The sequence below is a fragment of the Cognaticolwellia mytili genome (assembly GCF_002104475.1).
GTDB lineage: Bacteria > Pseudomonadota > Gammaproteobacteria > Enterobacterales > Alteromonadaceae > Cognaticolwellia > Cognaticolwellia mytili.
Window position 1 is genome coordinate 709,728 of the sequence record NZ_NBOF01000001.1, and the last position, 24,349, is coordinate 734,076.

Below are 24,349 nucleotides of genomic sequence, written 5' to 3' on the forward strand. Positions count from 1 at the left end.
ATATTAATTATTAGAAGGAAGGTAAAATGAAAAAGCATATTTGTTATTTTCTCATCATCTTATTTACTCTAATGTCATTACCGCTTCGTGCTGTAGCATTAAACGAAACGCCAGACGTCATTTCTCCTCTAGAAACACAAATTGTTAATATAAATAACGCTGACATTGAAAGCTTAATTTTATTAAAAGGTATTGGAGAAAAAAAAGCTCAGGCAATTATCGCTTATCGTGAGTTACATGGTGAATTTAACTCCGTTGATGATTTGCTTAATGTTAAAGGTATAGGTGAAAAGATGCTAAAACAGAATAGGGAAAAAATTAAGCTATAAGACTTTATCGAAAAATTTAGTTGTAGAAGCTTAGGTGTAAAAAAGCCAGTCATTTGACTGGCTTTTTTTGACTAAAATTTTAAACAATCATGATTGAATCACCTGAGTAATATGCTTATTCCACGTGACCAATCACACTAATTTAACCGCGTCTTGGTTAAAATGTACGGTCGCTCCCAGAAATATGGGAATGTGATATTACTGAATTGGAAATTTGTGTCTGACACAATGGTATTTCAGTTGTAATATTAGGACACGAACTTTAATTAATATCTCTGTTTTTGAATTTCTCATGATCTTAGATTCATTTTTACTCATAGCAACCATATAAAAGATAGCACTTTCAATAGATAGGGGGATTTTTATATGGTTTTTTATTTATTCAGTATCTAGATAATCTATACCCTACTTAGCTATTGTGAATGTGACCGTTCGTAATAATATCACGTGCCATTTGATCTGAAATAAAACCCGTTGGCATATTTTTATCTACGGCAGTTTCAAAAATATTCATTAAAGTATGATAAATTTTTTCAACTAGCTTTGTAGCGCTATCAGCACAGTATGGTTCAGGATAAATTTCTAATGCTACATTAATAATACCACCAGCATTAATAACATAATCAGGTGCGTATAAAATTCCTTTTTCCTGTAATACTTGATCATGGCGAGCTTCTGCTAACTGATTGTTTGCACAACCAGCAATAATTACTGCTTTTAGTTGAGCAATACTATTGTCATCAATAGAGGCACCAAGTGCACACGGAGAGAATACATCGACATCTTGATTATATATTTCATCTAAGCCAACAACAGTAGCATTTAACTCTGATGCCGCTTTATCTAGCGCTACCTGATTGATGTCAGTAACAACCAATTCAGCACCGGCGTTATGTAACTTTTCACAAAGAGAATAACCAACGCTACCAAGGCCTTGCACTGCTACTTTAATACCAGTTAAGTCATCCTTACCTAGCTTAAATTTGACAGCGGCTTTAATGCCCAAAAACGTACCTAAAGCGGTAAATGGACCTGGATTGCCACTTTTTCCTTCAAGGCCAGAAACAAACTCTGTATTTTGGTTTACCATTGCCATATCACCTGTAGTGATATTAACATCTTCAGCAGTATAATAACGACCATTTAAGTTATTCACAGCAGTACCAAACGCCTTGAATAAGCTGTCTGACTTTAAGTTTTTAGGGTCACCAATAATGACACCTTTACCGCCGCCTAATTTCAAACCAGCCATCGCATTTTTGTAGGTCATGCCTTTAGATAAACGTAAAACGTCTTTCAATGCTGCTTCGTCGCTTGCGTAATCCCAAAAGCGACAACCGCCAGCTGCTGGTCCTAACGCTGTGCTATGCACTGCAATGATTGCTTTCAATCCTGATGCGCTGTCGCTGCAATAAACGACTTGCTCATGGTTATCAAAATCAACTAAATCAAAAACGGCCACTATCGTAATCTCCAATGATGATAGAAACTGTCCAATGTAAAATTTTTATTGAACAGAGGTTGTAATAATTTGCTCGGCACAATACCATCTAGGGAGGTGGTTCGCCAGTGCAGCCATAAATAAATTTGAAATATACTGTGAATTAATTCATACAGCTTTCCAAAGTTAACATCCCATTAATATAATTAACAAAAAAGATAATAAAAATGAAAAACAAAAAAGTCATGACGCAAGAAGAACTCCAAAAGTGGACAAGAGAACAGTATATGAAAGCCACTAAATATCTTGCTGAAAAAGGTTTAGTAACTGAAAGTGTTGCTGACACTGAAAGTCGTTATTTAGTGCCTACTATGGCTGTTTGGAAAATAAATTTACTTGATAAAACCAAAGTATGGGTTATCACCGGAGATTTACCTACTGATCATTTAGCATTAGCGGAAAATGAACCTGCTCGCGATGTGTTAAGGCACTTTTCTTTTAAATGGCAGGTACAAGCAGATGGCCTATTAGCGAGTGATAATCAAGAGCAAGTAAATTATGGAAAGTTCTTGATTGGCAGAGCAGAGGGACTTTACGAGCTTTATAGCAAAGATGAGCTTTGGGTTTAGGCGATAAAATGCAGAAGTTAAGGATTATTTAGTGGCTTAAGTAGTACTTAGCGAGGCTTGCATTATCGAGTGGGCAAATCATTTTTTGTTTTGGCAAGCCAGCTTCCATAAATACTGCTCCGGCGGTATTAAAATTAAATTTTCTAAAATAAGCTATCGAGTCTAAAGGGCTATAAATAAATATTTCTTTTAGACTCATCTCTCTTGCTATAGTAAAAAGCGCTTGTAAAATCACTTTATCAACTTCGTCTTTACGGCACGACTTTAATACTGCAACACGGCTAATTTCGCCCGTTGATAGAATGCGTCCAGTACCGATAGGCTCTTGACTTATATCTTTACAAGCGAGGACATGAAAAGCGTAACGGTCTTTTTGATCAAATTCGACGTTTTTTGGAATACGCCATTCACAGACAAAAACTTGTTCTCTTACGTTTTTTAATAAGGGAGCTGCTTGCTCCCATTGTACTCTGCTCACTGTGTATGACATTGCTCTCTATTCTATATACCAATAACCCTTATTTAAAACACTAGTTAACAACTGACTATTTTTCAAACTTGTATTGAAACTTTTTACTTGCTCAGTGGTCAAAGGCGTTTGCTGCGCCAATAATTCAGCTAAAGGTAAGATTTTCGCAGTTATAGGAAAACTATCGCCATTTAAGAAGAGTGTTGTTTGTGTAATAGCCGCTTTTAAGCCAGATACTGGCATGAAACGGATCTCTGGCTCTGATAGAATATCAATAAGCTTTTCTTCATCAATATCATTTACGGGCATTAATAATTCTAGCGCATGATGACTTTGCGTTAGGTACTGGCCAATAAACTGTTCAAACATCTCTGTATTTTCAAGCTGCTCTAACATAAAAGCTTTTAGTTGTTGTTGATCGTCTTTGCTGATCAAGGTACTCGTAGTGGTAGTTTTACGTGTTGAATCACTAAAACGTTGCTCACCTAAATTGTTATCTATTAGTTTATCCGCAAAACTCGACCATAACTCTTGACTTGACGGTGCCTGAAAACCAATAGAGAAGTTAACCGAATTTTCTATTGATACGCCGTTATGCGGATGGTTTGGTGGAATATAGAGTAAATCGCCGGCTTCTGTCACTTCATCAATTAACGGCTCAAATGCTGACACTTGTTTAAGATCTGGGTGCGGCAGTAGAGTTATTAACTCGCTGTTAGGTGCGCCGACTTGCCATCTTCTTTTACCACTGCCTTGAATAATAAATACATCGTATTGATCTAAATGCGCACCAACACCGCCATTAGGCGTTGAAAAGCTCACCATAACATCGTCAATGCGCCAGCGCGGAATAAAAGAGAATGGTGCCAGCAAGGCGTTAGTTGGGCGTGACCAGTTATTTACCGCTTGTACTAATAAAGTCCAGTTTGCTTCGCCATATTGAGCAAAGTCTGTAAAAGGCCCGTGATCGACTTGCCAATTATTATTGCCATCATTACTGACAATTCTCGATTCTATTTCACCTTCCATCGCTAAACCGGCTAACTCGTCTGCAGGAATAGTGTCTTGAAAATTTTTGAAGGCTTGTTTGATGAGTAGTGGCTTCTTCTGCCAATATTCTGCGAGAAAAGTTTCCGGGCTTAATTCACCCCAATGTAATGATTCAATGTTCATATTTTGGCCTTGCAAGATAAAGCGTTTAAAATTGTTTGTTATGATAGTGCTAAATAAAAAAGGGAGCCATTACGGTTCCCTTTTTGTTACACAGTTGGTGTGTTGTTAGTCTAGTTCATTAATAAATGAAACTGCACGACCAATGTAAGATGCTGGTGTCATTTCACAAAGCTGCGCTTTAGCTGCATCTGGTAAATCTAAGTTCATGATAAATTCACGCATTGAATCACCATCTACACGTTTACCACGCGTTAAGTCTTTCAATTTCTCGTATGGCTTTTCGATGCCGTAACGGCGCATAACTGTTTGAATAGGCTCTGCAAGCACTTCCCAGTTTGAATTTAATTCAGCGAGTAAGTTTTCTTCGTTCACTTGTAGTTTACTAATACCTTTGCGTGTTGCTTGATAAGCAATTAACGCATGTGCAAAACCTACACCTAAATTACGTAAAACCGTAGAATCGGTAAGGTCACGCTGCCAGCGAGAAATAGGTAGTTTCTGTGCTAAATGAGTAAATAAGGCATTAGCAATGCCTAGGTTACCTTCAGAGTTTTCAAAGTCAATTGGGTTAACTTTATGTGGCATTGTTGAAGAGCCAATTTCGCCAGCAATAGTTTTTTGTTTAAAATGACCTAGTGCAATATAGCCCCAAACATCACGATCAAAATCGATAAGGATGGTATTGAAGCGTGCGATAGCATCAAAAAGTTCAGCAATATAGTCATGCGGTTCAATTTGCGTAGTAAATGCATTAAAAGTTAAGCCTAAAGAGTTAACAAATTCGTTAGCAAAACCATGCCAATCGACTTCAGGGTATGCAGATAGATGAGCGTTGTAGTTACCAACAGCACCATTAATTTTACCTAACATTTCAACTTGTGCAATTTGCTGACGTTGACGTTTTAAACGAATGTAAACATTAGCCATTTCTTTACCAAGTGTACTTGGAGAAGCGGGTTGGCCATGAGTACGACACATCATTGGAATATTTTTATATTCAACGGCTAGCGTTTTGATATCAGCAAGAATGTCATCGATCATAGGAAGTAAAACCTCTTCACGACATTCTGCAAGCATTAAACCGTGTGAAAGGTTGTTAATGTCTTCTGAGGTACAAGCAAAGTGAATAAATTCAGTAATGGCGTTTAATTCTGCATTATCTGCAATTTTTTCTTTCAGGAAGTATTCAACCGCTTTTACATCATGGTTAGTTGTTGCTTCAATATCTTTGATTTTCTGTGCTTCGGCTTCAGAAAAATCAGCAACAATAGCGTCTAATAGTGCATTTGCTTGAGCAGAAAATGCTGGAACTTCATTAATCTCGGCAGTGGCTGCTAATTTTTGTAACCAACGTACTTCAACTGTGACACGGTATTTAATTAAGCCAAACTCACTAAAAATAGGGCGTAATGCTTTAACTTTACTGCCATAACGACCGTCAACCGGTGATATTGCACTTAATGCTGAAAGTTCCATAGTATATTCCTGAAGTTATTATTAAATTCGTTTAAGTAGTTGTTGGGCGCAAGCAACCATTTTGCTGCGACCAAATAAAATATTTCTTCGTTTACCACCGACTTGACGCCACAACACGCTTGAGCGAATACCGGCAAGTAATAGGGCTCTAATTTTATGCTGGTTATTCGTTTGTTTAAGTCGCTCTGGTTCCCCCGCAACTTGTATCGGCGTGCCAATAGGGCTGAGTAAATCACTATAAATGCTTGCTAAACTAGCAATAAGGGTATCGCTAGTAATATCGTAATGAGCCAGCTGTCGCTGACATTGCTCAATGCGTTCACCAAGCAAAGAAAGCTGGTTTCGCTTGTTAGCAAGGCGTCGCTCTAAACCCAGTAAACTGACAACGTAGCGAGTTAGCTCTGGATCTTTTTGTTTAGTTTGGTTACCTAGTTGTTCAACGAGTGCGTTTAAACCCATTTTAAGGTTGGCGATGTCGTTACCATAAACTTCTAAGGTATTATCTGGCGAAGTGACAACAATGCTTTCTAGCATGACCTGTAGCTCACTATCGACACCGCTACCGTTACGAGCAATTTTTTGCACTAATGCTGCAACTTGGCAAATTGCTGCCATCGTTATTGTTTGTTTTTCAATACTATTCATGAATTTCTTAAGCTACCGAATAAGAGAGTTGATGATGCCGCCACCGAGGCAAACTTCATCTTGATAAAAAACCACTGATTGCCCAGGTGTTACTGAACTTTGCGGCTCAGTAAACATCACTAAGTATTCACCATTAGCCATCGGTGATAAATTACAAGCAACATCTTCTTGGCGATAGCGTGTTTTCACCGTACAAGTAATTGGCGTGGTAACGTCTAATCGGTCAACTAAGTGCAATTGATTTGCAATTAAGCCCTTAGAAAATAGGCGAGGGTGATTATGACCTTGACCAACAATTAACACATTACGAATTAAATCTTTTTCAACTACGTACCAAGGCTCTTCACCAGCATTAGCTAAGCCGCCAATACGTAAGCCTTTACGTTGTCCTAATGTGTGGTACATCAAGCCATCGTGTTCACCAATCGCTTCACCTTCGGCTGTTTCGATAACGCCAGGTTGCGCTGGTAAATATTTACCAAGAAAGTCTTTAAACTTACGTTCGCCAATAAAACAGATGCCTGTGCTGTCTTTTTTATTATGCGTGATGAGATTAGCTTTTTCAGCAATAGCACGAACCTCTGGCTTTTCAATGTGACCAACGGGAAATAAGGTTCTGCCAACTTGCTCATGGCTTAAAGTATATAGAAAGTAGCTTTGATCTTTGTTGCTATCTAAACCGCGGATCATTTGCCATTTATCATCACTGAATCTGCGTTGTACGTAATGACCTGTAGCAATGTAATCAGCCTCTAAGTCTTCACAAGCAAATTCTAAGAAAGCTTTAAACTTAATTTCTTTGTTGCACATAATATCAGGATTAGGTGTTCTACCTGCTTTGTATTCAGCAAGGAAATACTCAAAAACATTATCCCAATACTCAGTAGCAAAATTTATAGTATGTAGTTTTATGCCTAATTTTTCACAAACACTTTGCGCATCGGCTAAATCTTCTGCCGCTGCACAATACTCATCGTTGTCATCTTCTTCCCAGTTTTTCATGAACAAGCCTTCAACCTGATAGCCTTGTTCTAGTAATAAATAAGCAGAAACGGATGAATCAACACCTCCCGACATACCAACAATAACTTTCGTATCTTGTGGCAATTTTTCGTTAGGCTCTGTTGAGTTAATATTTACATGTTTGTTAGAGGTCATTACAACTACATTACAATGGAAAATGGCGCGAAATTATAGCACGGTCAATTATCACGATGATAGATTAAAGATTAGATTTTAAGTGACTTAATGGTATTTTTTTTCCTTCAAGGTAGTCTTCAATACATTCTAATACCAAAGGACTACGTAATTGCGCTGATTTTTCTTTAATTTCAGCCAAGGTTAACCAGTGACAAGCGATGATTTCATCGTCTTCAGGTTGTGTGGCTAAGATAGTATCTAATTCTATAACAAAGCAAAATCTCAAATAATAGAGATTGATAGCAGCGCGGTAATAATAGTAGATACCGCAAAGGTATTCTGGCGATTTTGAAATTCCAGTTTCTTCTTTTAGTTCACGCTCAATAGCGCTAATTAAGCTTTCATTACTCTCTAAGTGCCCAGCAGGTTGGTTGTAGACCGTTTTTCCATGCTCTAATTCTTCTACTAGGAGAAATTTATTTTGATAAGCCACCACAACGGCGACAGTTGTATTAGGCTTGAACTGATCACTGCCATGTGAATTAATTTCTTGCTTATCAAGCGTTTTGTCGATTTCGATATCGTTACTAAATGTTGATTTAGACATTGCTTAACCTTTTATAACGGCCATTCTCAATGCCATCTATCGTCCATTGTCCTATGCGATAACGAATTAACCTAAGGGTAGGGAAGCCAATATGGGCGGTCATACGCCTCACTTGTCTATTTCGACCTTCTTGAATGGTGATTTCTAACCAAGTAGTGGGAATTGCTGCGCGTTCACGAATAGGAGGGGTGCGTGGCCATATTTTTGGCTCAGAAATTATGCTGACCTTCGCGGGTTTGGTCATGCCGTCTTTTAATTCGACACCTTGGCAAAGTGCATTAATATCTAAATCAGTAGGCACTCCTTCAACTTGCGCCCAGTAGGTTTTATTTGTTTTTTGACTTGGGTTCGCTAATTTATGTTGAAGTTTACCATCATTAGTTAGTAGCAATAATCCTTCGCTATCGCGGTCAAGGCGGCCAGCAGCATAAACATCTTTTACGTCGATGTAATCTTTTAAGGTTTTTCGGTTTTGATCATCAGTAAATTGGCTTAAAACATCAAAAGGCTTGTTAAAAAGCACAACTTCGACTTTAAAGTTAACTGGTCGTACCTTTATAGGCTTTCGCTTATTATTGCGCGCAAACGCCTGATTTTGCTTAATTGTCACAATTTTCTGCCTTGTTGATTTTTACTCGTCGATAATTCATCTATTTTAATGCGCTTTGAATTCCGATACTATGCGCGCGCAAAAATATTTTTTTATCGATAAAATGAATAGTTATTCTAATTGCGTAGTTATTCATTTTATCGATTAATAGCAAATCAGCAAAGGATTTTAAATGAGCACAGATACATCAAAAATTATTTACACTATTACCGATGAAGCGCCAGCTTTAGCAACGCATTCTTTTTTACCAATCGTTAAAGCATTTACAGCTTCTTCTGCTATTGCTGTTGAAACACGCGATATTTCATTGGCCGGTCGTATCATCTCTAATTTTCCAAAATACTTAACACCAGAGCAAAGAATGGATGATGCTTTGGCTGAGTTAGGCGAATTAGCCAAAACACCTGAAGCTAACATCATTAAGTTACCTAACATTTCTGCGTCAATCCCGCAGTTACAAGCGGTAATTAAAGAACTTCAAGCTAAAGGTTATAACTTACCAGACTTTCCTGAAGAGCCACAAAACGAAGCAGAAGAGTCAATTAAACTGACTTATGCAAAAGTTTTAGGCTCTGCAGTAAACCCGGTCTTACGTGAAGGTAACTCAGACCGTCGTGCTCCGGGCTCTGTAAAGCAATATGCTCGTAACAACCCTCATTCTATGGGCGCATGGTCACCAACAACAAAATCGCACGTTGCACATATGCAATCTGGCGATTTTTACGGTAGCGAGAAATCCGTTACGATTAACGGTGCCACGAACGTTAAAATTGAATACGTTGCTCAAAATGGCGAAGTGACTTTATTAAAAGAACATTTAGCATTATTAGACCAAGAAGTTATTGATGCATCTGTAATGAGCAAAAAAGCCCTTGTTGAGTTTTTTGCCTCTGAAACAGAAAAAGCAAAATCTGAAGATGTTTTGTTATCGTTGCACCTTAAAGCAACCATGATGAAAGTATCTGATCCAATTATGTTTGGTCACGCAGTTAAAGTTTTCTACAAAGACGTTTTTGCTAAACACGGCGCTACATTTGACCAACTAGGTGTTGATGCTAATAATGGTATTGGTGATGTTTACGCTAAAATCGCTCGTTTATCGGCAGAGAAAAAAGCAGAAATTGAAGCTGATATTCAAGCGGTATACGCAACTCGTCCTGAATTAGCTATGGTTGATTCTGATAAAGGCATTACGAATTTACACGTACCAAGCGATGTTATTATTGATGCTTCTATGCCAGCGGCATTACGTGCTTCGGGTATGATGTGGGCACCGGATGGAACGCAAAAAGAAACTAAATTTATGATCCCTGATCGTAATTACGCAGGTGTCTTTTCTGCTGTTGTAGATTTTTGTCGTGAAAATGGTGCATTTAACCCAACAACAATGGGTACAGTACCTAACGTTGGTTTGATGGCGCAAAAAGCTGAAGAATATGGTTCGCATGACAAAACATTCACTATGACAGGTGAAGGTACAATGCGCGTTGTTAATGACAATGGCGAAACGTTAATTGAACATGCTGTTGCCGAAGGTGATATTTGGAGAATGTGTCAAGCAAAAGACGCTCCAATTCAAGACTGGGTTAAATTAGCCGTAACACGTGCTAAAGCTAGCAATACACCAGCAATATTTTGGTTAGATGAAAATCGTGGCCACGATGCTCAGATGATCAAGAAAGTAAATACTTATCTTGCTGATCACGATACAACTGGTTTAGATATTAAAATTATGGCGCCGGTTGCTGCGTGTGAATTTACTTTAGCTCGTGTAGCTAAAGGCGAAGATACTATTTCAGTAACAGGTAACGTTTTACGTGATTACCTTACTGACTTGTTCCCAATTTTAGAATTAGGTACAAGTGCAAAAATGCTTTCAATTGTACCACTTATGAATGGTGGTGGTTTATTTGAAACAGGTGCTGGTGGCTCAGCGCCTAAGCATGTACAACAATTCGAAAAAGAAAACCACTTACGTTGGGATTCTTTAGGTGAGTTTCTTGCGTTAGCGGCTTCACTTGAACATTTAAGTGTTAATACCGGTAATGCTAAAGCACAAGTTTTAGCTGATACGCTTGATAGCGCAACGGCTAAGTTTTTACAAGAGAACAAGTCACCGTCACGTCGTGTTGGTGAATTAGATAACCGTGGTTCTCACTTCTATTTAGCAATGTACTGGGCACAAGCGCTTGCAGAGCAAACTAACGATGAAAGCTTAAAATCTAGCTTTGTTGCGATTGCTCAAGCATTAACTAAGCAAGAAGCTAAAATTGTTGAAGAATTAAACGCTGCACAAGGTCCTAGCATGGATATCAATGGTTACTATTTTGCTGATGCAGCGCTAGCCGCTAAAGCGATGCGTCCAAGTGAAACGTTAAACACTATTTTGTCTAGCTTGTTATAGATTAGACTAATTATTAAGAGCTAGGCTTATGCCTAGCTTTTTTTTGCCTAAAATTTAAGGTTTTAACTGGAAAAGCCTATTCATTTATAAATTAATTTAAAAATAGAGTCATAAAAATTTGCAAATAATTAAAACACCCGTTTTAATTATTCATAGCAGTGATATTGACTATCACCTTTTAAGTATTAGTGTCTTTGCTCTTTTTCATTTAGTTTAAATGAGAAAGAAACTAGCAAACGGCTATTTTCATTAGTAAATTTGGAGACGTCAGATGCCGAACCATGTAAAAATTCCTAGTGCAGGTGATAAAATCACCTTTGTTGATGGTATTTTAAATGTGCCAAACAACCCAATTATTCCTTTTATTGAAGGTGATGGTATCGGTGTTGATGTAACACCGCCAATGATGAAAGTTGTTGATGCTGCTGTTACTGAAGCTTATGGTAGTGATAAAAAAATTCATTGGATGGAAGTTTATGCTGGTGAAAAAGCAACACAAATGTATGACTCTGAAACTTGGTTGCCTGATGAAACCTTGGCAATGTTTAAAGAATATAAGGTAGGCATTAAAGGGCCGTTAACTACGCCAGTAGGTGGTGGTATGCGCTCACTGAATGTTGCCTTGAGACAAATTTTAGATTTGTATGTTTGCCAACGACCAGTGCAATGGTTTACAGGGGTGCCAAGCCCAGTTAAAAAGCCTAGTGAAGTTGATATGGTTATTTTTCGTGAAAATTCAGAAGATATTTATGCTGGTATTGAATATCAAGCGGGCACTGATCAAGCAAAAAAAATGATTAACTTTTTAACGCAAGAAATGGGCGTAACCAAAATCCGCTTTGAAGAGAATTGTGGCATTGGTATTAAACCTGTCTCGAAAGAGGGCACACAACGATTAGTGCGACAAGCTATTCAATATGCTATTGATAATGATCGAGAATCGGTAACCTTAGTGCACAAAGGTAATATTATGAAGTTTACCGAAGGAGCATTTAAAGATTGGGGTTATGAGCTTGCTCGAGAAGAATTTGGTGCTGATTTATTAAATGGTGGACCTTGGTGTAGCTTAAAAAATCCTAAAACGGGTAAAGAAATTATTATTAAGGACGTTATTGCTGATGCTATGCTGCAACAAATATTATTACGCCCAGCAGAATATAGTGTTATTGCGACGCTAAACCTTAATGGTGATTATTTATCAGATGCTTTAGCTGCGCAAGTAGGCGGCATTGGTATTGCACCAGGTGCTAATTTAAATGATGAAGTAGCAATTTTTGAAGCTACACACGGTACTGCGCCTAAATATGCAGGACTTAATAAAGTTAATCCTGGTTCAGTTATTTTATCAGCGGAAATGATGTTGCGCCATATGGGGTGGACTGAAGCTGCTAACCTGCTATTAAAAGGCATGTCAGGTGCAATTAACGCAAAAACTGTTACTTATGACTTCGAACGTTTAATGGATGATGCAACTTTGGTTACTTGTTCTGAGTTTGGTGATTGTATTATTGAGCATATGTAAAATAAAAACTGTTTGATATTCGTTTAGCATAAAAAAACACAGTCGCAATACTGTGTTTTTTATTTTACGCCAAAAAGAATTTTTTTAATTAATCTTCTGCTTCTAATTCTGATGGGGTAATGCTTGCCGCATGATGACCTTTTGGTCCTGCATTTAATTCGTAGTTTACGTCTTGCCCGGCTTTTAAAGTACGGTATCCTTCCATCTGAATTGTAGAGTAATGAGCAAATATATCTTCACCACCATCCTCTGGACGAATAAAACCAAACCCTTTTGCATTATTAAACCACTTCACTGTACCGTGAGCCATACTTCAACATCCTTCTAAAATCATCGGTAATTAGGTATGCTTTCCCTAAAGCATACAGTTTTCATTATAGGTGGGTAAAAAATGCCCACTGAAGTAAATCGTAGATAATAAAACAGAATAGTCAAGAGAAAAGTGGCAATTTAACCTTATTATTTTTTCAAATCTTAAAGCAAAAATTTGACTGACAGACTAATATAGAATTATGAGTAAATGGAAAGAGTTAGTAGATGACCAAGCGGTACTTGATGATGAGACTATTGAGAAGCATCAGAAACCTCCAATGTATGACGTTGTTTTACTAAATGACGATTATACGCCAATGGATTTTGTTATCGATGTACTGTGTAAGTTTTTTAATATGGATTCAGAGCAAGCAACTGACGTAATGTTAGCAGTTCATTACAAAGGAAAAGGGCGATGTGGTACTTATACTGCTGAGGTAGCAGAAACTAAAGTTGATCAAGTCTTAAGTTACGCGATCAGCAACGAGCACCCCCTAAAATGCACAATGGAAAAAGCGTAATTACGCAAGATTTTAATTGGAGTAACCTATGCTAAATAAAGATTTAGAAGTATCGTTAAATGTGGCTTTTCGTCAGGCTAAAGAGTCTCGCCATGAATTTATGACGGTTGAACATTTATTATTGGCGCTTTTAGACAACCCTTCATCCATTGATGCTCTACATGCTTGTGGTGCGGATATGGTCAAGCTAAAAAAAGAGTTGTTAGCTTTTATTGCTGAAACGACCCCTGTTATTCCAACAGGTGAAGAAGAGCGAGAAACTCAGCCTACATTAGGCTTTCAACGCGTATTGCAGCGGGCAGTATTTCATGTTCAATCATCAGGCAAAAGTGAAGTAAATGGCGCGAATGTTTTGGTCGCTATTTTTAGTGAGCAGGAATCACAAGCGGCTTACTTTTTGAAAAAGTCAGATATTAGCCGATTAGATATTGTTAATTTTATTTCTCACGGCATTGCAAAAATAGAGCAAAACAACGCTAATAGTGAAGAACAAGCACAAACAAGTGAAGAAGAGCCTCGTACCATTGAGAACTTTTCTACTAATCTTAACGAAGAAGCATTAAAAGGTAACATTGACCCACTAATAGGGCGAGATAGTGAGCTTGAACGTACCTTACAGGTCTTGAGCCGTCGTCGTAAAAATAATCCTCTATACGTTGGCGAAGCCGGTGTTGGTAAAACAGCAATCGCAGAAGGTTTAGCCAATTTGGCAATATCTGATGATGCACCTGAATTTTTACGTAATGCGACAATTTACTCACTTGATATGGGGGCATTACTCGCAGGTACTAAATATAGAGGTGATTTTGAAAAACGTTTCAAAGCCTTGTTAAAAGAATTAGAGCAAGATGGTAATGCAATATTATTTATCGATGAAATACATACCATTATAGGGGCAGGTGCTGCATCTGGCGGCATGATGGATGCATCTAACTTGCTTAAGCCTTTACTTTCCTCAGGGAAATTACGCTGTTTAGGCTCAACAACCTATCAAGAATACCAAAGTATTTTTGAAAAAGATCGCGCTTTAGCTCGAAGGTTTCAAAAAATTGATGTCGTTGAGCCTAGTGTTGATGATACAACAAAAATATTACATGGTTTAAAAGATAAGTATGAAGCTCATCATGGCATTCGTTATTCTAATCAAGCATTACGCGCGGCGGCTCAGTTATCAGCAAAGTATATTAATGAACGTTTTTTACCTGATAAAGCGATTGACGTTATTGATGAAGCGGGTGCTCGTCAGCAATTAATTGAGCCATCAAAAAGAAAAAAAATAATTAGCAATACTGATATTGAAAATCTTGTTGCTAAAATTGCCCGTATTCCAGAAAAATCAGTTTCTTCAACTGAAATTGATAGTTTAAAGACATTAGATAGAAACTTGAAGTTAGTAGTGTTTGGTCAAGATCATGCTATTGATGAATTATCTTCAGTTATTCGTTTGTCTCGTGCTGGTTTAGGTAATGAACGTAAACCGGTTGGTTCTTTTATTTTTGCCGGGCCGACAGGAGTGGGTAAAACAGAAGTGACACAACAATTAGCGAAAGTGTTAGGCGTGGAGTTGTTACGCTACGACATGTCAGAGTATATGGAAAAACATGCTGTTAGCCGCTTAATTGGTGCACCACCTGGTTATGTTGGGTACGAGCAAGGTGGGTTATTAACCGATGCGGTAATTAAAAACCCACATGCTGTGGTGTTATTAGATGAAATTGAAAAAGCACATGAGGATGTTTATAACATTCTATTACAAGTAATGGATCACGGGACCTTAACTGATAATAATGGCCGAAAAGCTGATTTTAGAAATATTATATTAGTGTTAACAACGAATGCAGGTGTTGCACACACCACGAAACAGTCGATTGGCTTTAAGCAGCAAGATAACAGCTTAGATGCAATGGAAGAAATCAATAAAGTATTCTCGCCAGAGTTTCGTAACCGCTTAGATAATATTGTTTGGTTTAATCACCTAGATAATGATGTACTTCAACAAGTGGTAGATAAGTTTATTGTTGAGTTACAAGTACAACTTGATGAGAAGGGCGTATCGTTAGAAGTTACTAAAGGTGCTAAGAAATGGATGGCAATCCATGGATATGATAAAGCGATGGGCGCACGACCTATGGCTCGATTAATTCAAGAACAACTGAAGAAACCACTCGCTAATGAACTATTGTTTGGTGAGTTAGCTAAGGGCGGTGTTGCTAAAGTTGCTGTCAAGAAAGAGAAGCTAGTAATTAACTATGAACCTAAAAAGGAGTTAGTTGAACACTAAATTTTGAACTTTGAATGTGAAAAAGCCGAGTATGACTCGGCTTTTTTATTGAATAAACTAACAGCTTCCTCTGTATTTTAGATATAAAAAAACGCTAATTAAAGCGTTTTTTAAAAATGAGTTATTTTTTATCTAGCACGGAAGATAATACGGCCTTTAGACAAGTCGTAAGGAGTTAACTCAACTGTGACTTTATCGCCAGTCAAAATACGGATGTAGTTCTTGCGCATTTTTCCAGAAATATGAGCGGTAACGACATGGCCATTTTCTAATTCAACACGGAACATAGTATTTGGCAAAGTATCTAAAACAGTACCTTGCATTTCAATATTTTCTTCTTTCGCCATTGGGCGCTAAACCTCTAAAGTAATGCGTAAATAAAAAGCTGCGCAGATAATGCCGAATTGCAGGCCTAATGTAAAGCTATAGTGTTATTTATTTACGGTATTCCACTGGTTTTCTATTAAAATTTGGTGTGGTTTATAGCGGTTTTTATAATTCATTTTTTCACAGTCATTTATTTGGTACCCCAAGTAAAGAAAATCACGAGACAACTGATGGGAAATATCAATTTGTTTAAGAATTGACAACACGCCTAAGCCATACTTTCTATACGCAGGGTGATAAAAAGTATATACGGCCGATAAGGCATTGGGAATGTCATCAGTGACGGCAACACTGATCAACTCTTCACCATGCCATATCTCTATATAAATTTGTTCGGTAACGTCATTTTCTGTAAAACTTCGAAACTGCTCTGGTGATGCAGGAAACATGCTGCCGTCTGTATGAACTTCGTTAATATATTTTTCGTATAGTGGGTAATAGCTGCTTTTAACGTTATCACTTAGTTTGACCACAAAACTTTGACTACGTTTTAATAAACGCTTTTGACTTTTTGAAGGAGTGAAGTTAGCTACCAGTACTCTCAGAGATTGGCAGGCTTGACAAGACAAACAGTGTGGACGATAAATATCATTGCCGCTACGTCTAAAGCCTTGGTGCATCAACCAACTATAATGTTCACTATCATGCAAAATGGGATCTACAGCAATTAACAGACGTTCATATTGATCGTCTAAATAATTGCACTGAAAAGATTGTGTAACACCAAATTTATAATTGGAATTCATTGTTTACCTTAATCTATGTTCTTAAGCTACTGAAATATATTGTTATAGTTAAGTTGATAAACTACACCTTAACTATAACAATTTTAACGGTTAATTGAATTAGTTGCTTATAAAAATGCTCGATGTGTAATTCTTTGTTAGATATCAATAAACATACAACTTTTTAACGAACCTAAATATTTTAAGATATAATTAAGTTAGGTTAATCTACGGATGATATTCTTTGAAAAAATCTGCAGAATGGAAAGAATATTCCAAAGAAATTCAACATACAGTCAATAAATCCAGTATTCAATGGATGTTGATTTTAGTAATATTTTTTCATGCTATTGTCACACTTTATTTGAATATAGAAAGTCAGCCACTTAGTAGTGCCGCTATGTTCGCATTTATAGTCATTGGCCTAAGTATTATTATTTCATGTATATATCTTCGAACGAATAAATATCGTTTTATTAATTTTTATTTATCATCGGTGATGTTGACTATCGCTTGGCTAGGTATTGCCTTTATTATCCATGACCAATGGGGAGAAGCTGGATCTGCAGTAGATGTACTTATCATTGCTTTTATATGCTCTCTTCTCGCTAACTACTCCAATATATCTTTGTTGCTATTATCTTCTATTGCTTTTGCTACGGCATTCGCCTTACTACAGTTACAAATGCAGCTAACAACATTTGATTTGTTTATTTCCTTTAGTAAGTTTCCTGTTTTACTGTTCTTGTTCATGTTAACGATTCGAAAATTATTAACTAAAGGCCAGTATCATGTGATTAAAAATGAGATGTTAAAGCGCCAGTTACAGCGACTCAGTATTATTGATGACTTAACTCAAATTCAGAACAGAAAAGGCTTTAGGTTAGCATTAGCTTCATTATTGGCGAGTGCAAAACGTTTCAATTTAGGTTTTACATTACTCATTCTCGATGTCGACTATTTTAAGCAATATAACGATAGTTTTGGTCACCCTGAGGGTGATAAGTGCTTGGTTAATATTGCAAAAATACTCACTGATAGTTTTCAGAGAGAAACTGACATTGTAGCGCGGTTAGGTGGAGAAGAGTTTGCGATATTAGTACCCGATGTTGACTTATATACTGCAAATAAAATTTGCCAACGTATACATCAATCAATTGCTGACGCAGCTATTATTCATCCAAATTCATCAGTTGCTAAAACGTTAACCGTTAGTATTGGTGGCGTAATATTTAAATCTGAGGACAATGAAACCTCAATTTATGCCCGCGCAGATAAGGCACTTTATCAAGCAAAGTCTAAAGGTAGAAATGGCAGTGTTATATTGTCGAATGAGAGCCAGTTGAATGTCAAGAATTCAAACGTTAACTAACTCTGGCGTCCCGAGTTAAACAAGGTTAATTGCCTAGGCAACCAGAAATCTTTGGGCATTTGGATACTTTTAGCTTGTAGCTGCTGCTTTATAAATTGCGCTCTTGAAATCTCAACACAGCCCATTGAAGCAAGAAAAGGGTTCAACATTTGGCAATCAATTAGATTCACGTTAACTGATTTCAGTAGCTTTGCCAAATAAACTAACGCTACTTTAGACGCATTACTATGAGTGTAAAACATTGATTCTCCGGAAAAATAGCCATTGACTGCCACACCGTACAAACCACCAACCAATTCGCTTTCAAGCCAAACTTCAATAGAATGGGCTTTACCTTCATGATGCAGTGTCTTGTATGCGGTTAGCATAGGTTGCACAATCCAGGTTTCTTCAGTGCGAAAGGGGGCATCTGCACAGTATTCGATGACTTGGAGAAAACTTTTATTTACCGTAACGGTAAACTCTTGCCTTTTTAAGACTTTGTTTAAGGTTTTATTAATTTTTAGTTGGCTAATATCAATGATAGCTCGAGGATCAGGACTCCACCACATAACAGGATCACCATCGCTAAACCAAGGAAAAATACCTTGTTGGTAGGCTTGAAATATTCTTTTCGGGGTTAAATCATCGCCAAAGGCAAGTAAGCCATTAGGATCAGTTAATGCTGTTGATAAATCGGGGAAGGTAGTGCTATCCAATGATAACCACGGGATAGCACCATTCATATATTACTTGCTGCCTTGCGCATCAAGGTAGCGCTCTGCATCTAATGCAGCCATACAACCTGCACCTGCAGAAGTAATCGCTTGACGATAAATATGGTCGGCAACATCACCAGCAGCATAAATACCTTCAACGTTAGTTTGTGTTGCATTACCATTCGTACCACTTTGGATCGTAAGGTAACCGTCTTTCATGTCTAATTGGTCTTTGAAAATATCAGTATTTGGTTTATGACCGATGGCAATAAATACTCCCATTACTTCTAACTCTTCGGTAGCATCAGATTTCATGTCTTTAAGACGAAGGCCTGTAACACCCATATTGTCGCCTAACACTTCATCTAAAGTGCGATCTAGGTGTAATATGATGTTGCCGTTAGCAACTTTGTCCATTAAACGCTTAGTTAAAATCTTTTCTGAGCGGAAAGTGTCACGACGGTGAACTAAATGGACTTCTGAAGCAATGTTTGAAAGGTAAAGCGCTTCTTCAACAGCCGTATTACCACCACCAACGACAGCAACTTTTTGGTTACGGTAGAAAAAACCGTCACAAGTAGCACAAGCAGAAACACCCTTACCCATAAAGGCTTCTTCAGAAGGTAGACCTAGGTATTGTGCCGATGCACCTGTACAAATGATTAACGCGTCACAAGTAAAGTTGCCAGAGTCGCCTTTTAGTTTGTAAGGCTTTTCACTAAAATCAACCTCATTGATGTGATCGAAAATAATTTCAGTATCAAACTTTTCAGCATGCTTTTGCATACGCTCCATTAATGCTGGACCCGTTAAGTCGTCAGCATCGCCTGGCCAGTTTTCTACTTCAGTAGTGGTAGTCAATTGGCCACCTTGTTGTAAACCTGTGATCATTACAGGTTTTAAATTTGCACGTGCTGCATAAACAGCGGCTGTATAACCAGCAGGGCCTGAACCCAAGATGAGTAACGGGCAATGTCTTGCTTCGCTCATGAACTACTCCAAAAAAGAAAAATATATTGATGTTTTTAATGGTTGGGATTCTAAGGGATTATCTCAAGAGAGCAACAAAGAAATAATTATAAATAATTACTTATTTCACAAAACTGCAAGCTTAAAGTTACAAAATAGCCTTAGGATCATACTGATAAATGGTAATTAGCGCTTTTACCACTGTTGTATTCGATTTATTTAAGAGATAAAAAAACCGCCATCTATTCGATAACGGTTTCTAATGTTTAATTTTTTATGTTCTTACAGAGTGGCAATAGCATCTTCTGCAGGTACGTATTCGTAACCCAATACATCAGCAACAGGCTTATAAGTTATTTTGCCACCTAAAACGTTTAAACCCGCCATAAGGTGAGCATCATCAAGCATCGCTTGCTTAGCACCTTTATTTGCTAAAGTTACTGTAAACGGCATTGTTGCGTTTGTTAGCGCCATTGTTGATGTTCTTGCAACACCACCTGGCATGTTAGCCACGCAGTAATGTACAACATCATCAACAACGTAAGTTGGATCTTGGTGCGTTGTGGCTTTTGAAGTCTCAAAACAACCACCTTGATCGATTGCAACATCAACGATTACCGCACCTTTCTTCATCATTTTAATATGCTGTGCTGTGACTAATTTCGGCGCCGCTGCACCTGGAATTAATACCGCACCAACAACTAAATCAGCTTCAATAATAAGTTGGTCCATTGCATCAGCAGTGGAATAAACGGTTTTCAATCGACCATCAAATTCAGTATCAAGTTGACGCAGACGTGGTAATGAACGGTCTAAAACAGTTACATCAGCGCCCATGCCCACAGCCATACGTGCCGCTTGAGTACCAACAACACCACCACCAACGATTAGTACTTTCGCAGGAGCTACGCCAGGAACACCGCCCAATAATGCGCCTAAACCACCTTGTGCTTTTTCTAGAGCATGTGCGCCTGCTTGAATAGACATACGGCCAGCAACCTCAGACATAGGTGCTAAAAGCGGTAAACCGCCACCGTTTTGAGTAACGGTTTCATAAGCAATACAAGTTGCGCCTGATGCTACTAATAATTCAGTTTGTTGTGGATCTGGTGCTAAATGTAAGTAAGTAAATAATACTTGGCCCGGGCGAAGCATTTTACATTCAATAGGTTGTGGCTCTTTAACTTTAATAATCATCTCAGCTGTAGCAAATATCTCTGCTGCAGAATCGATGATTTTTGCACCGGCAGTAATGTATTGCTCATTATCAAAACCGATTGAAGCACCACCATTATTTTCTACGATAACGCTATGGCCATTTACAACAAGCTCTTTAACACCTGCTGGAGTTAAACCAATGCGGTATTCGTGGTTTTTTATTTCTTTTGGTACGCCAATAATCATAATATATCTCTCCTCAAAAATATGAAACTAGTATAGTGAGTTTTTTACGGATTAACCTGTCGTTATTGCTTTATTGTTAGGATATAATCCTGTCAAAGTTGATTTAAATAGTGATATATATAAGTGACTTCGTCAGCATCTAAAAAAATTGATCGAATTGATAGAAACATTTTAGTCGAATTACAAAAAAATGGCCGCTTATCCAATATAGAATTGTCTAAACGTGTTGGGTTAAGCGCAACGCCTTGTTTAGAAAGAGTAAAGAAGCTTGAGGCAGAAGATTATATTTTAGGATATCAAGCGATATTAAACCCACATAAACTTGAAGCCGCGCTACTGGTGATTGTAGAGATCACATTAACTAAAACTAGCCCAGATGTATTTAATGACTTTTCCAAAGCAGTGCACGACTTAGATGTTATACAAGAATGCCACTTGGTTTCTGGCGACTTTGATTTTTTATTGAAAACACGTGTAGCAGATATGGCTGCCTACCGAGAATTGCTTGGCGACACGTTACTTAGGCTGCCTGCAGTGAGCGAAAGCAGAACTTATGTTGTTATGGAAGAAGTTAAGTCCGCGAATCACTTACCAATTAAACGTTAATAACGTTTAATTCATCGCTAATGTTTGGTATTTTAGCTCCACTATAATGATATTTTTCACGAGAGTGCGCATTTGTCTTCACCATCTCCCAAGTTAAACGGCGTTCAGCGCCTTCTCGAAGCAGGACTATTAGTGTCTTGCGTTTTCGCTATGTTCATTATGCTGGCGTTATTTAGCTTCGATCCGGCTGATCCAGGCTGGTCGCAAACAGGTTATCAAACATCTGTTAGAAACTTAGGTGGTGCAATAGGTGCATACCTTTCCGATTTGCTACTAAACTTATTTGGTTTGATTGCCTACAGCTTACCGTTTGTTATTGCTGTTACCGGTTGGTTACTGTTTCAAAAGTATCACCGTTTAATTCAATTAGATTACTTGACCTTAGGTTTAAAATTTATTGGTTTTATACTGTTCTATATTGGTATTACGTCCATTGCCAGTATGAACTTTGATGATGTGTTTTATTTTTCTGCTGGTGGCATTTTAGGTGACGTACTAAGTAACTCTCTATTACCTTATTTATCCTTTGTTGGCAGTACACTACTGTTTGTAACTTTTTGTGGCTCAGGTTTTGTGTTACTCACAGGTGTGTCATTACTTAAAACTATCGACAGAATCGGTGAATACACAATAGCTGCATTAGAATATTTGATTGCATTGCCTGCATTTATCAAGCGGCACTTGGGCAGTGGTATAGAGAAAAAACCGAAAGATAATGAGGTTGTGGAGAATAGCGATTGTGAATTATCAAATAATATTGCTGCTATTGAAAGTAATGATGTTGATAATCAGTCCACTGATAAAGCAGCGACTGACCACTACATTGCATTTGAACAAGAGCCAGAAGAAGTTAGAGAAGCATTGGCTGCACTAAGTGAAGAAGAGCATGAAAGCCTATTCGCTCAAAGTGAAGACGACAGTGCTTACAATAGCCGTGAACGTGAACCTTTTGTCGATATTGATGAACTTATGGGCGAGCCTTTAGCGATAAATGTACAAGAGCATGTAAGCGACGAAGAGATAGCTGCCGCATTTGAGCCTGTTGAAAAGATAGTTGTAGATGAACCTACTACCTTACATGACAAAATTTATCAGCAACTTGAAAAAGACAAACCTGTAGAGCCTAATTATGTTGACATGCCATCATTGGACTTATTAGACAGAGCAGATCGTGTTAAAAACCCAATCGATCAAGAGCAACTTGATAAAGTTTCTCGTTTAGTAGAAGCAAAGCTGATTGAATTTGGTATTAAAGCTGAAGTGGTCGATGTTTTTCCTGGCCCAGTTATTACCCGTTTTGAATTAAACTTAGCGCCAGGTGTTAAAGTTAGCAAAATAACTAACTTATCAAAAGATTTAGCGCGTTCATTGTCGGCAAAAAGTGTTCGTGTTGTCGAAGTTATTGAAGGTAAATCGGTTATTGGCATTGAATTGCCAAATAAACATCGCGAAACTGTTTTCTTCTCCGATGTGGTATCGCACGATAAATTTGCGCAATCAAAGTCTAATTTAGCCATGGCAATTGGTAGTGATATATCGGGTGAACCAGTTATTGCCGACCTGGCTAAAATGCCGCACTTATTAGTTGCCGGTACTACAGGCTCAGGTAAATCTGTTGCGGTAAATACCATGATTGTCAGTATTTTATATAAATCTTCACCTGAAGATGTACGCATGATCATGATTGACCCTAAGCAAGTTGAGCTTTCGGTATACGATGGCATCCCACACTTACTTTCAGAAGTCGTTACTGATATGAAAGAGGCAGCCAATGCGTTGCGTTGGTGCGTCGGTGAAATGGAACGTCGTTATCAGTTGATGTCGAAACTGGGCGTTCGTAATTTAAAAGGTTATAACGATAAAGTACTTCAAGCGATTGCTGATGGTGAGCCGATGATAGACCCGCTATGGCAGCCAAGTGATGCCTTCACTCAAACGCCTCCAACGTTAGAGAAATTGCCATCAATTGTTATTATCGTTGATGAGTTTGCCGACATGATGATGATTGTTGGTAAAAAAGTTGAAGAGCTGATAGCGCGAATTGCACAGAAAGCCCGTGCTGCGGGTATCCATTTAATACTTGCGACACAGCGTCCCTCAGCTGATGTTATTACTGGTTTAATTAAAGCTAATATTCCAACGCGTATGGCATTGAGAGTACAGTCTCGCATAGAATCAAGAATTATACTTGATCAGCAAGGCGCTGAACAATTACTCGGTATGGGAGATATGTTCTACTTAGCTCCCGGAGAAGCGGTTCCTATTCGAGTACACGGCGCGTTTGTTGATGATCATGAAGTGCACGCCGTAGTGAGCGATTGGAAGTCTCGTGCTGAGCCAAATTATATTGAAGAGATATTATCGGGTGATACTGAGCAAGAAATTTTATTACCAGGCGAGCAAGCAGAAGGTAGTGGCGAAGAAGAGCTTGATACCTTATATGACGAAGCACTAGCTTTTGTTACTGAAAGCCGCCGTGTATCTATTTCCAGCATCCAACGTAAATTTAGAATTGGCTATAACCGCTCCGCTCGTATAGTTGAACAAATGGAATTACACGGTGTCGTAAGTAGACCGGGTAATAATGGTGCTCGAGAAGTTTTAGCACCACCACCAATTAAGGAATAAG

General features: G+C 38.0%; 23 protein-coding genes. 9 read left to right on the plus strand and 14 right to left on the minus strand.

Features of this window, described 5'->3' with window-relative positions; translation table 11 throughout:
• Nucleotides 1–26 precede the first annotated feature (26 nt).
• Nucleotides 27–329: a ComEA family DNA-binding protein gene (locus B7C41_RS02985; RefSeq protein ID WP_085297292.1), complete on the plus strand. Its 303-nt coding sequence runs from the start codon at nucleotides 27–29 to the stop codon at nucleotides 327–329.
• A 409-nt stretch (nucleotides 330–738) separates the two neighbouring features.
• On the opposite strand, the gene B7C41_RS02990 is transcribed toward B7C41_RS02985, so the two are convergent.
• The gene (locus B7C41_RS02990) at nucleotides 739–1,791 is read right to left on the minus strand and encodes a Leu/Phe/Val dehydrogenase (protein ID WP_085297294.1); all 1,053 of its coding nucleotides are present in this window, start codon (nucleotides 1,789–1,791) and stop codon (nucleotides 739–741) included.
• A gap of 206 nt (nucleotides 1,792–1,997) precedes the next feature.
• On the opposite strand from B7C41_RS02990, the gene B7C41_RS02995 reads away from it, so the two are divergent.
• Nucleotides 1,998–2,399 carry a DUF4826 family protein gene (locus tag B7C41_RS02995; protein ID WP_235839584.1) on the plus strand — a complete coding sequence of 134 codons (402 nt, stop codon included), beginning with the start codon at nucleotides 1,998–2,000 and terminating at the stop codon, nucleotides 2,397–2,399.
• Between the two features lie 28 nt (nucleotides 2,400–2,427).
• On the opposite strand, the gene B7C41_RS03000 is transcribed toward B7C41_RS02995, so the two are convergent.
• From B7C41_RS03000 to B7C41_RS03030, 7 genes are all read right to left on the minus strand, one after another.
• Nucleotides 2,428–2,889 (minus strand): GNAT family N-acetyltransferase, encoded by a 462-nt coding sequence (locus tag B7C41_RS03000; RefSeq protein ID WP_085297297.1) that lies wholly within the window; start codon nucleotides 2,887–2,889, stop codon nucleotides 2,428–2,430.
• Between the two features lie 6 nt (nucleotides 2,890–2,895).
• Complete coding sequence (locus B7C41_RS03005; RefSeq protein WP_085297299.1) at nucleotides 2,896–4,041, minus strand: cupin domain-containing protein; 1,146 nt, start codon at nucleotides 4,039–4,041, stop codon at nucleotides 2,896–2,898.
• Nucleotides 4,042–4,146: 105 nt separating this feature from the next.
• Nucleotides 4,147–5,517: an adenylosuccinate lyase gene (gene purB / locus B7C41_RS03010; RefSeq protein WP_085297300.1), complete on the minus strand. Its 1,371-nt coding sequence runs from the start codon at nucleotides 5,515–5,517 to the stop codon at nucleotides 4,147–4,149.
• Between the two features lie 21 nt (nucleotides 5,518–5,538).
• Nucleotides 5,539–6,162: a high frequency lysogenization protein HflD gene (gene hflD, locus B7C41_RS03015; RefSeq protein ID WP_085297302.1), complete on the minus strand. Its 624-nt coding sequence runs from the start codon at nucleotides 6,160–6,162 to the stop codon at nucleotides 5,539–5,541.
• 12 nt (nucleotides 6,163–6,174) lie between these two features.
• The gene (mnmA, locus tag B7C41_RS03020) at nucleotides 6,175–7,320 is read right to left on the minus strand and encodes a tRNA 2-thiouridine(34) synthase MnmA (RefSeq protein WP_085297303.1); all 1,146 of its coding nucleotides are present in this window, start codon (nucleotides 7,318–7,320) and stop codon (nucleotides 6,175–6,177) included.
• A gap of 64 nt (nucleotides 7,321–7,384) precedes the next feature.
• A complete protein-coding gene (locus B7C41_RS03025; protein WP_085297305.1) occupies nucleotides 7,385–7,909 on the minus strand; it encodes an NUDIX hydrolase in 525 nt (174 codons plus the stop codon).
• Nucleotides 7,902–8,513, minus strand: a complete 612-nt coding sequence (locus B7C41_RS03030; RefSeq protein ID WP_085297692.1) for a pseudouridine synthase — start codon at nucleotides 8,511–8,513, stop codon at nucleotides 7,902–7,904. The genes B7C41_RS03025 and B7C41_RS03030 overlap by 8 nt, the downstream gene beginning before the upstream one ends.
• Before the next feature lie 178 nt (nucleotides 8,514–8,691).
• On the opposite strand from B7C41_RS03030, the gene B7C41_RS03035 reads away from it, so the two are divergent.
• Both B7C41_RS03035 and icd read left to right on the plus strand, forming a co-directional pair.
• Nucleotides 8,692–10,923 (plus strand): NADP-dependent isocitrate dehydrogenase, encoded by a 2,232-nt coding sequence (locus B7C41_RS03035; RefSeq protein WP_085297306.1) that lies wholly within the window; start codon nucleotides 8,692–8,694, stop codon nucleotides 10,921–10,923.
• A gap of 271 nt (nucleotides 10,924–11,194) precedes the next feature.
• The gene (icd, locus tag B7C41_RS03040) at nucleotides 11,195–12,445 is read left to right on the plus strand and encodes an NADP-dependent isocitrate dehydrogenase (RefSeq protein ID WP_085297308.1); all 1,251 of its coding nucleotides are present in this window, start codon (nucleotides 11,195–11,197) and stop codon (nucleotides 12,443–12,445) included.
• Nucleotides 12,446–12,533: 88 nt separating this feature from the next.
• On the opposite strand, the gene cspD is transcribed toward icd, so the two are convergent.
• Nucleotides 12,534–12,755 carry a cold shock domain-containing protein CspD gene (gene cspD / locus B7C41_RS03045; protein WP_085297309.1) on the minus strand — a complete coding sequence of 74 codons (222 nt, stop codon included), beginning with the start codon at nucleotides 12,753–12,755 and terminating at the stop codon, nucleotides 12,534–12,536.
• Nucleotides 12,756–12,957: 202 nt separating this feature from the next.
• Here cspD and clpS point away from each other — a divergent pair, with 202 nt between their 5' ends.
• Nucleotides 12,958–13,278 carry an ATP-dependent Clp protease adapter ClpS gene (gene clpS / locus B7C41_RS03050; protein ID WP_085297310.1) on the plus strand — a complete coding sequence of 107 codons (321 nt, stop codon included), beginning with the start codon at nucleotides 12,958–12,960 and terminating at the stop codon, nucleotides 13,276–13,278.
• Nucleotides 13,279–13,306: 28 nt separating this feature from the next.
• The gene (gene clpA, locus B7C41_RS03055) at nucleotides 13,307–15,559 is read left to right on the plus strand and encodes an ATP-dependent Clp protease ATP-binding subunit ClpA (protein ID WP_085297311.1); all 2,253 of its coding nucleotides are present in this window, start codon (nucleotides 13,307–13,309) and stop codon (nucleotides 15,557–15,559) included.
• 128 nt (nucleotides 15,560–15,687) lie between these two features.
• Here the strand turns inward: clpA and infA are convergent, their stop codons facing one another.
• Both infA and B7C41_RS03065 read right to left on the minus strand, forming a co-directional pair.
• Nucleotides 15,688–15,906, minus strand: coding sequence for a translation initiation factor IF-1 (infA, locus tag B7C41_RS03060; protein WP_011043571.1), 219 nt, complete (start codon nucleotides 15,904–15,906; stop codon nucleotides 15,688–15,690).
• Nucleotides 15,907–15,990: 84 nt separating this feature from the next.
• Nucleotides 15,991–16,692, minus strand: a complete 702-nt coding sequence (locus tag B7C41_RS03065) for an arginyltransferase (protein WP_085297313.1) — start codon at nucleotides 16,690–16,692, stop codon at nucleotides 15,991–15,993.
• Nucleotides 16,693–16,915: 223 nt separating this feature from the next.
• On the opposite strand from B7C41_RS03065, the gene B7C41_RS03070 reads away from it, so the two are divergent.
• Entirely contained in the window at nucleotides 16,916–18,043 is a 1,128-nt protein-coding gene (locus B7C41_RS03070) for a GGDEF domain-containing protein (protein WP_085297315.1), read from the plus strand.
• Here B7C41_RS03070 and aat read toward each other — a convergent pair.
• From aat to ald, 3 genes are all read right to left on the minus strand, one after another.
• On the minus strand, nucleotides 18,040–18,768 hold the full coding sequence (aat, locus tag B7C41_RS03075; protein WP_085297317.1) for a leucyl/phenylalanyl-tRNA--protein transferase: 729 nt from the start codon (nucleotides 18,766–18,768) through the stop codon (nucleotides 18,040–18,042). The genes B7C41_RS03070 and aat overlap by 4 nt on opposite strands.
• Before the next feature lie 3 nt (nucleotides 18,769–18,771).
• On the minus strand, nucleotides 18,772–19,731 hold the full coding sequence (gene trxB / locus B7C41_RS03080) for a thioredoxin-disulfide reductase (protein ID WP_085297318.1): 960 nt from the start codon (nucleotides 19,729–19,731) through the stop codon (nucleotides 18,772–18,774).
• A 261-nt stretch (nucleotides 19,732–19,992) separates the two neighbouring features.
• On the minus strand, nucleotides 19,993–21,114 hold the full coding sequence (ald, locus tag B7C41_RS03085) for an alanine dehydrogenase (protein WP_085297320.1): 1,122 nt from the start codon (nucleotides 21,112–21,114) through the stop codon (nucleotides 19,993–19,995).
• A 123-nt stretch (nucleotides 21,115–21,237) separates the two neighbouring features.
• Between ald and lrp the strand changes: the two genes are divergently transcribed.
• A complete protein-coding gene (lrp, locus tag B7C41_RS03090) occupies nucleotides 21,238–21,720 on the plus strand; it encodes a leucine-responsive transcriptional regulator Lrp (RefSeq protein WP_085297322.1) in 483 nt (160 codons plus the stop codon).
• A 150-nt stretch (nucleotides 21,721–21,870) separates the two neighbouring features.
• Nucleotides 21,871–24,348 (plus strand): DNA translocase FtsK, encoded by a 2,478-nt coding sequence (locus B7C41_RS03095; protein ID WP_085297324.1) that lies wholly within the window; start codon nucleotides 21,871–21,873, stop codon nucleotides 24,346–24,348.
• The last annotated feature ends 1 nt before the right edge of the window (nucleotide 24,349 follow it).

Excerpts from the sequence above, each read along its gene's own strand:
- hflD (WP_085297302.1), bottom strand. The coding sequence starts at position 6,162 with ATGAATAGTATTGAAAAACAAACAATAACGATGGCAGCAATTTGCCAA.
- icd (WP_085297308.1), top strand. The coding sequence starts at position 11,195 with ATGCCGAACCATGTAAAAATTCCTAGTGCAGGTGATAAAATCACCTTT.
- infA (WP_011043571.1), bottom strand. The coding sequence starts at position 15,906 with ATGGCGAAAGAAGAAAATATTGAAATGCAAGGTACTGTTTTAGATACT.
- B7C41_RS03065 (WP_085297313.1), bottom strand. The coding sequence starts at position 16,692 with ATGAATTCCAATTATAAATTTGGTGTTACACAATCTTTTCAGTGCAAT.
- clpS (WP_085297310.1), top strand. The coding sequence starts at position 12,958 with ATGAGTAAATGGAAAGAGTTAGTAGATGACCAAGCGGTACTTGATGAT.
- ald (WP_085297320.1), bottom strand. The coding sequence starts at position 21,114 with ATGATTATTGGCGTACCAAAAGAAATAAAAAACCACGAATACCGCATT.
- B7C41_RS03000 (WP_085297297.1), bottom strand. The coding sequence starts at position 2,889 with ATGTCATACACAGTGAGCAGAGTACAATGGGAGCAAGCAGCTCCCTTA.
- aat (WP_085297317.1), bottom strand. The coding sequence starts at position 18,768 with ATGAATGGTGCTATCCCGTGGTTATCATTGGATAGCACTACCTTCCCC.
- B7C41_RS03035 (WP_085297306.1), top strand. The coding sequence starts at position 8,692 with ATGAGCACAGATACATCAAAAATTATTTACACTATTACCGATGAAGCG.
- B7C41_RS03095 (WP_085297324.1), top strand. The coding sequence starts at position 21,871 with ATGTTCATTATGCTGGCGTTATTTAGCTTCGATCCGGCTGATCCAGGC.
- B7C41_RS02985 (WP_085297292.1), top strand. The coding sequence starts at position 27 with ATGAAAAAGCATATTTGTTATTTTCTCATCATCTTATTTACTCTAATG.
- cspD (WP_085297309.1), bottom strand. The coding sequence starts at position 12,755 with ATGGCTCACGGTACAGTGAAGTGGTTTAATAATGCAAAAGGGTTTGGT.
- B7C41_RS02995 (WP_235839584.1), top strand. The coding sequence starts at position 1,998 with ATGAAAAACAAAAAAGTCATGACGCAAGAAGAACTCCAAAAGTGGACA.
- trxB (WP_085297318.1), bottom strand. The coding sequence starts at position 19,731 with ATGAGCGAAGCAAGACATTGCCCGTTACTCATCTTGGGTTCAGGCCCT.
- B7C41_RS03005 (WP_085297299.1), bottom strand. The coding sequence starts at position 4,041 with ATGAACATTGAATCATTACATTGGGGTGAATTAAGCCCGGAAACTTTT.
- clpA (WP_085297311.1), top strand. The coding sequence starts at position 13,307 with ATGCTAAATAAAGATTTAGAAGTATCGTTAAATGTGGCTTTTCGTCAG.
- mnmA (WP_085297303.1), bottom strand. The coding sequence starts at position 7,320 with ATGACCTCTAACAAACATGTAAATATTAACTCAACAGAGCCTAACGAA.
- purB (WP_085297300.1), bottom strand. The coding sequence starts at position 5,517 with ATGGAACTTTCAGCATTAAGTGCAATATCACCGGTTGACGGTCGTTAT.
- B7C41_RS03025 (WP_085297305.1), bottom strand. The coding sequence starts at position 7,909 with ATGTCTAAATCAACATTTAGTAACGATATCGAAATCGACAAAACGCTT.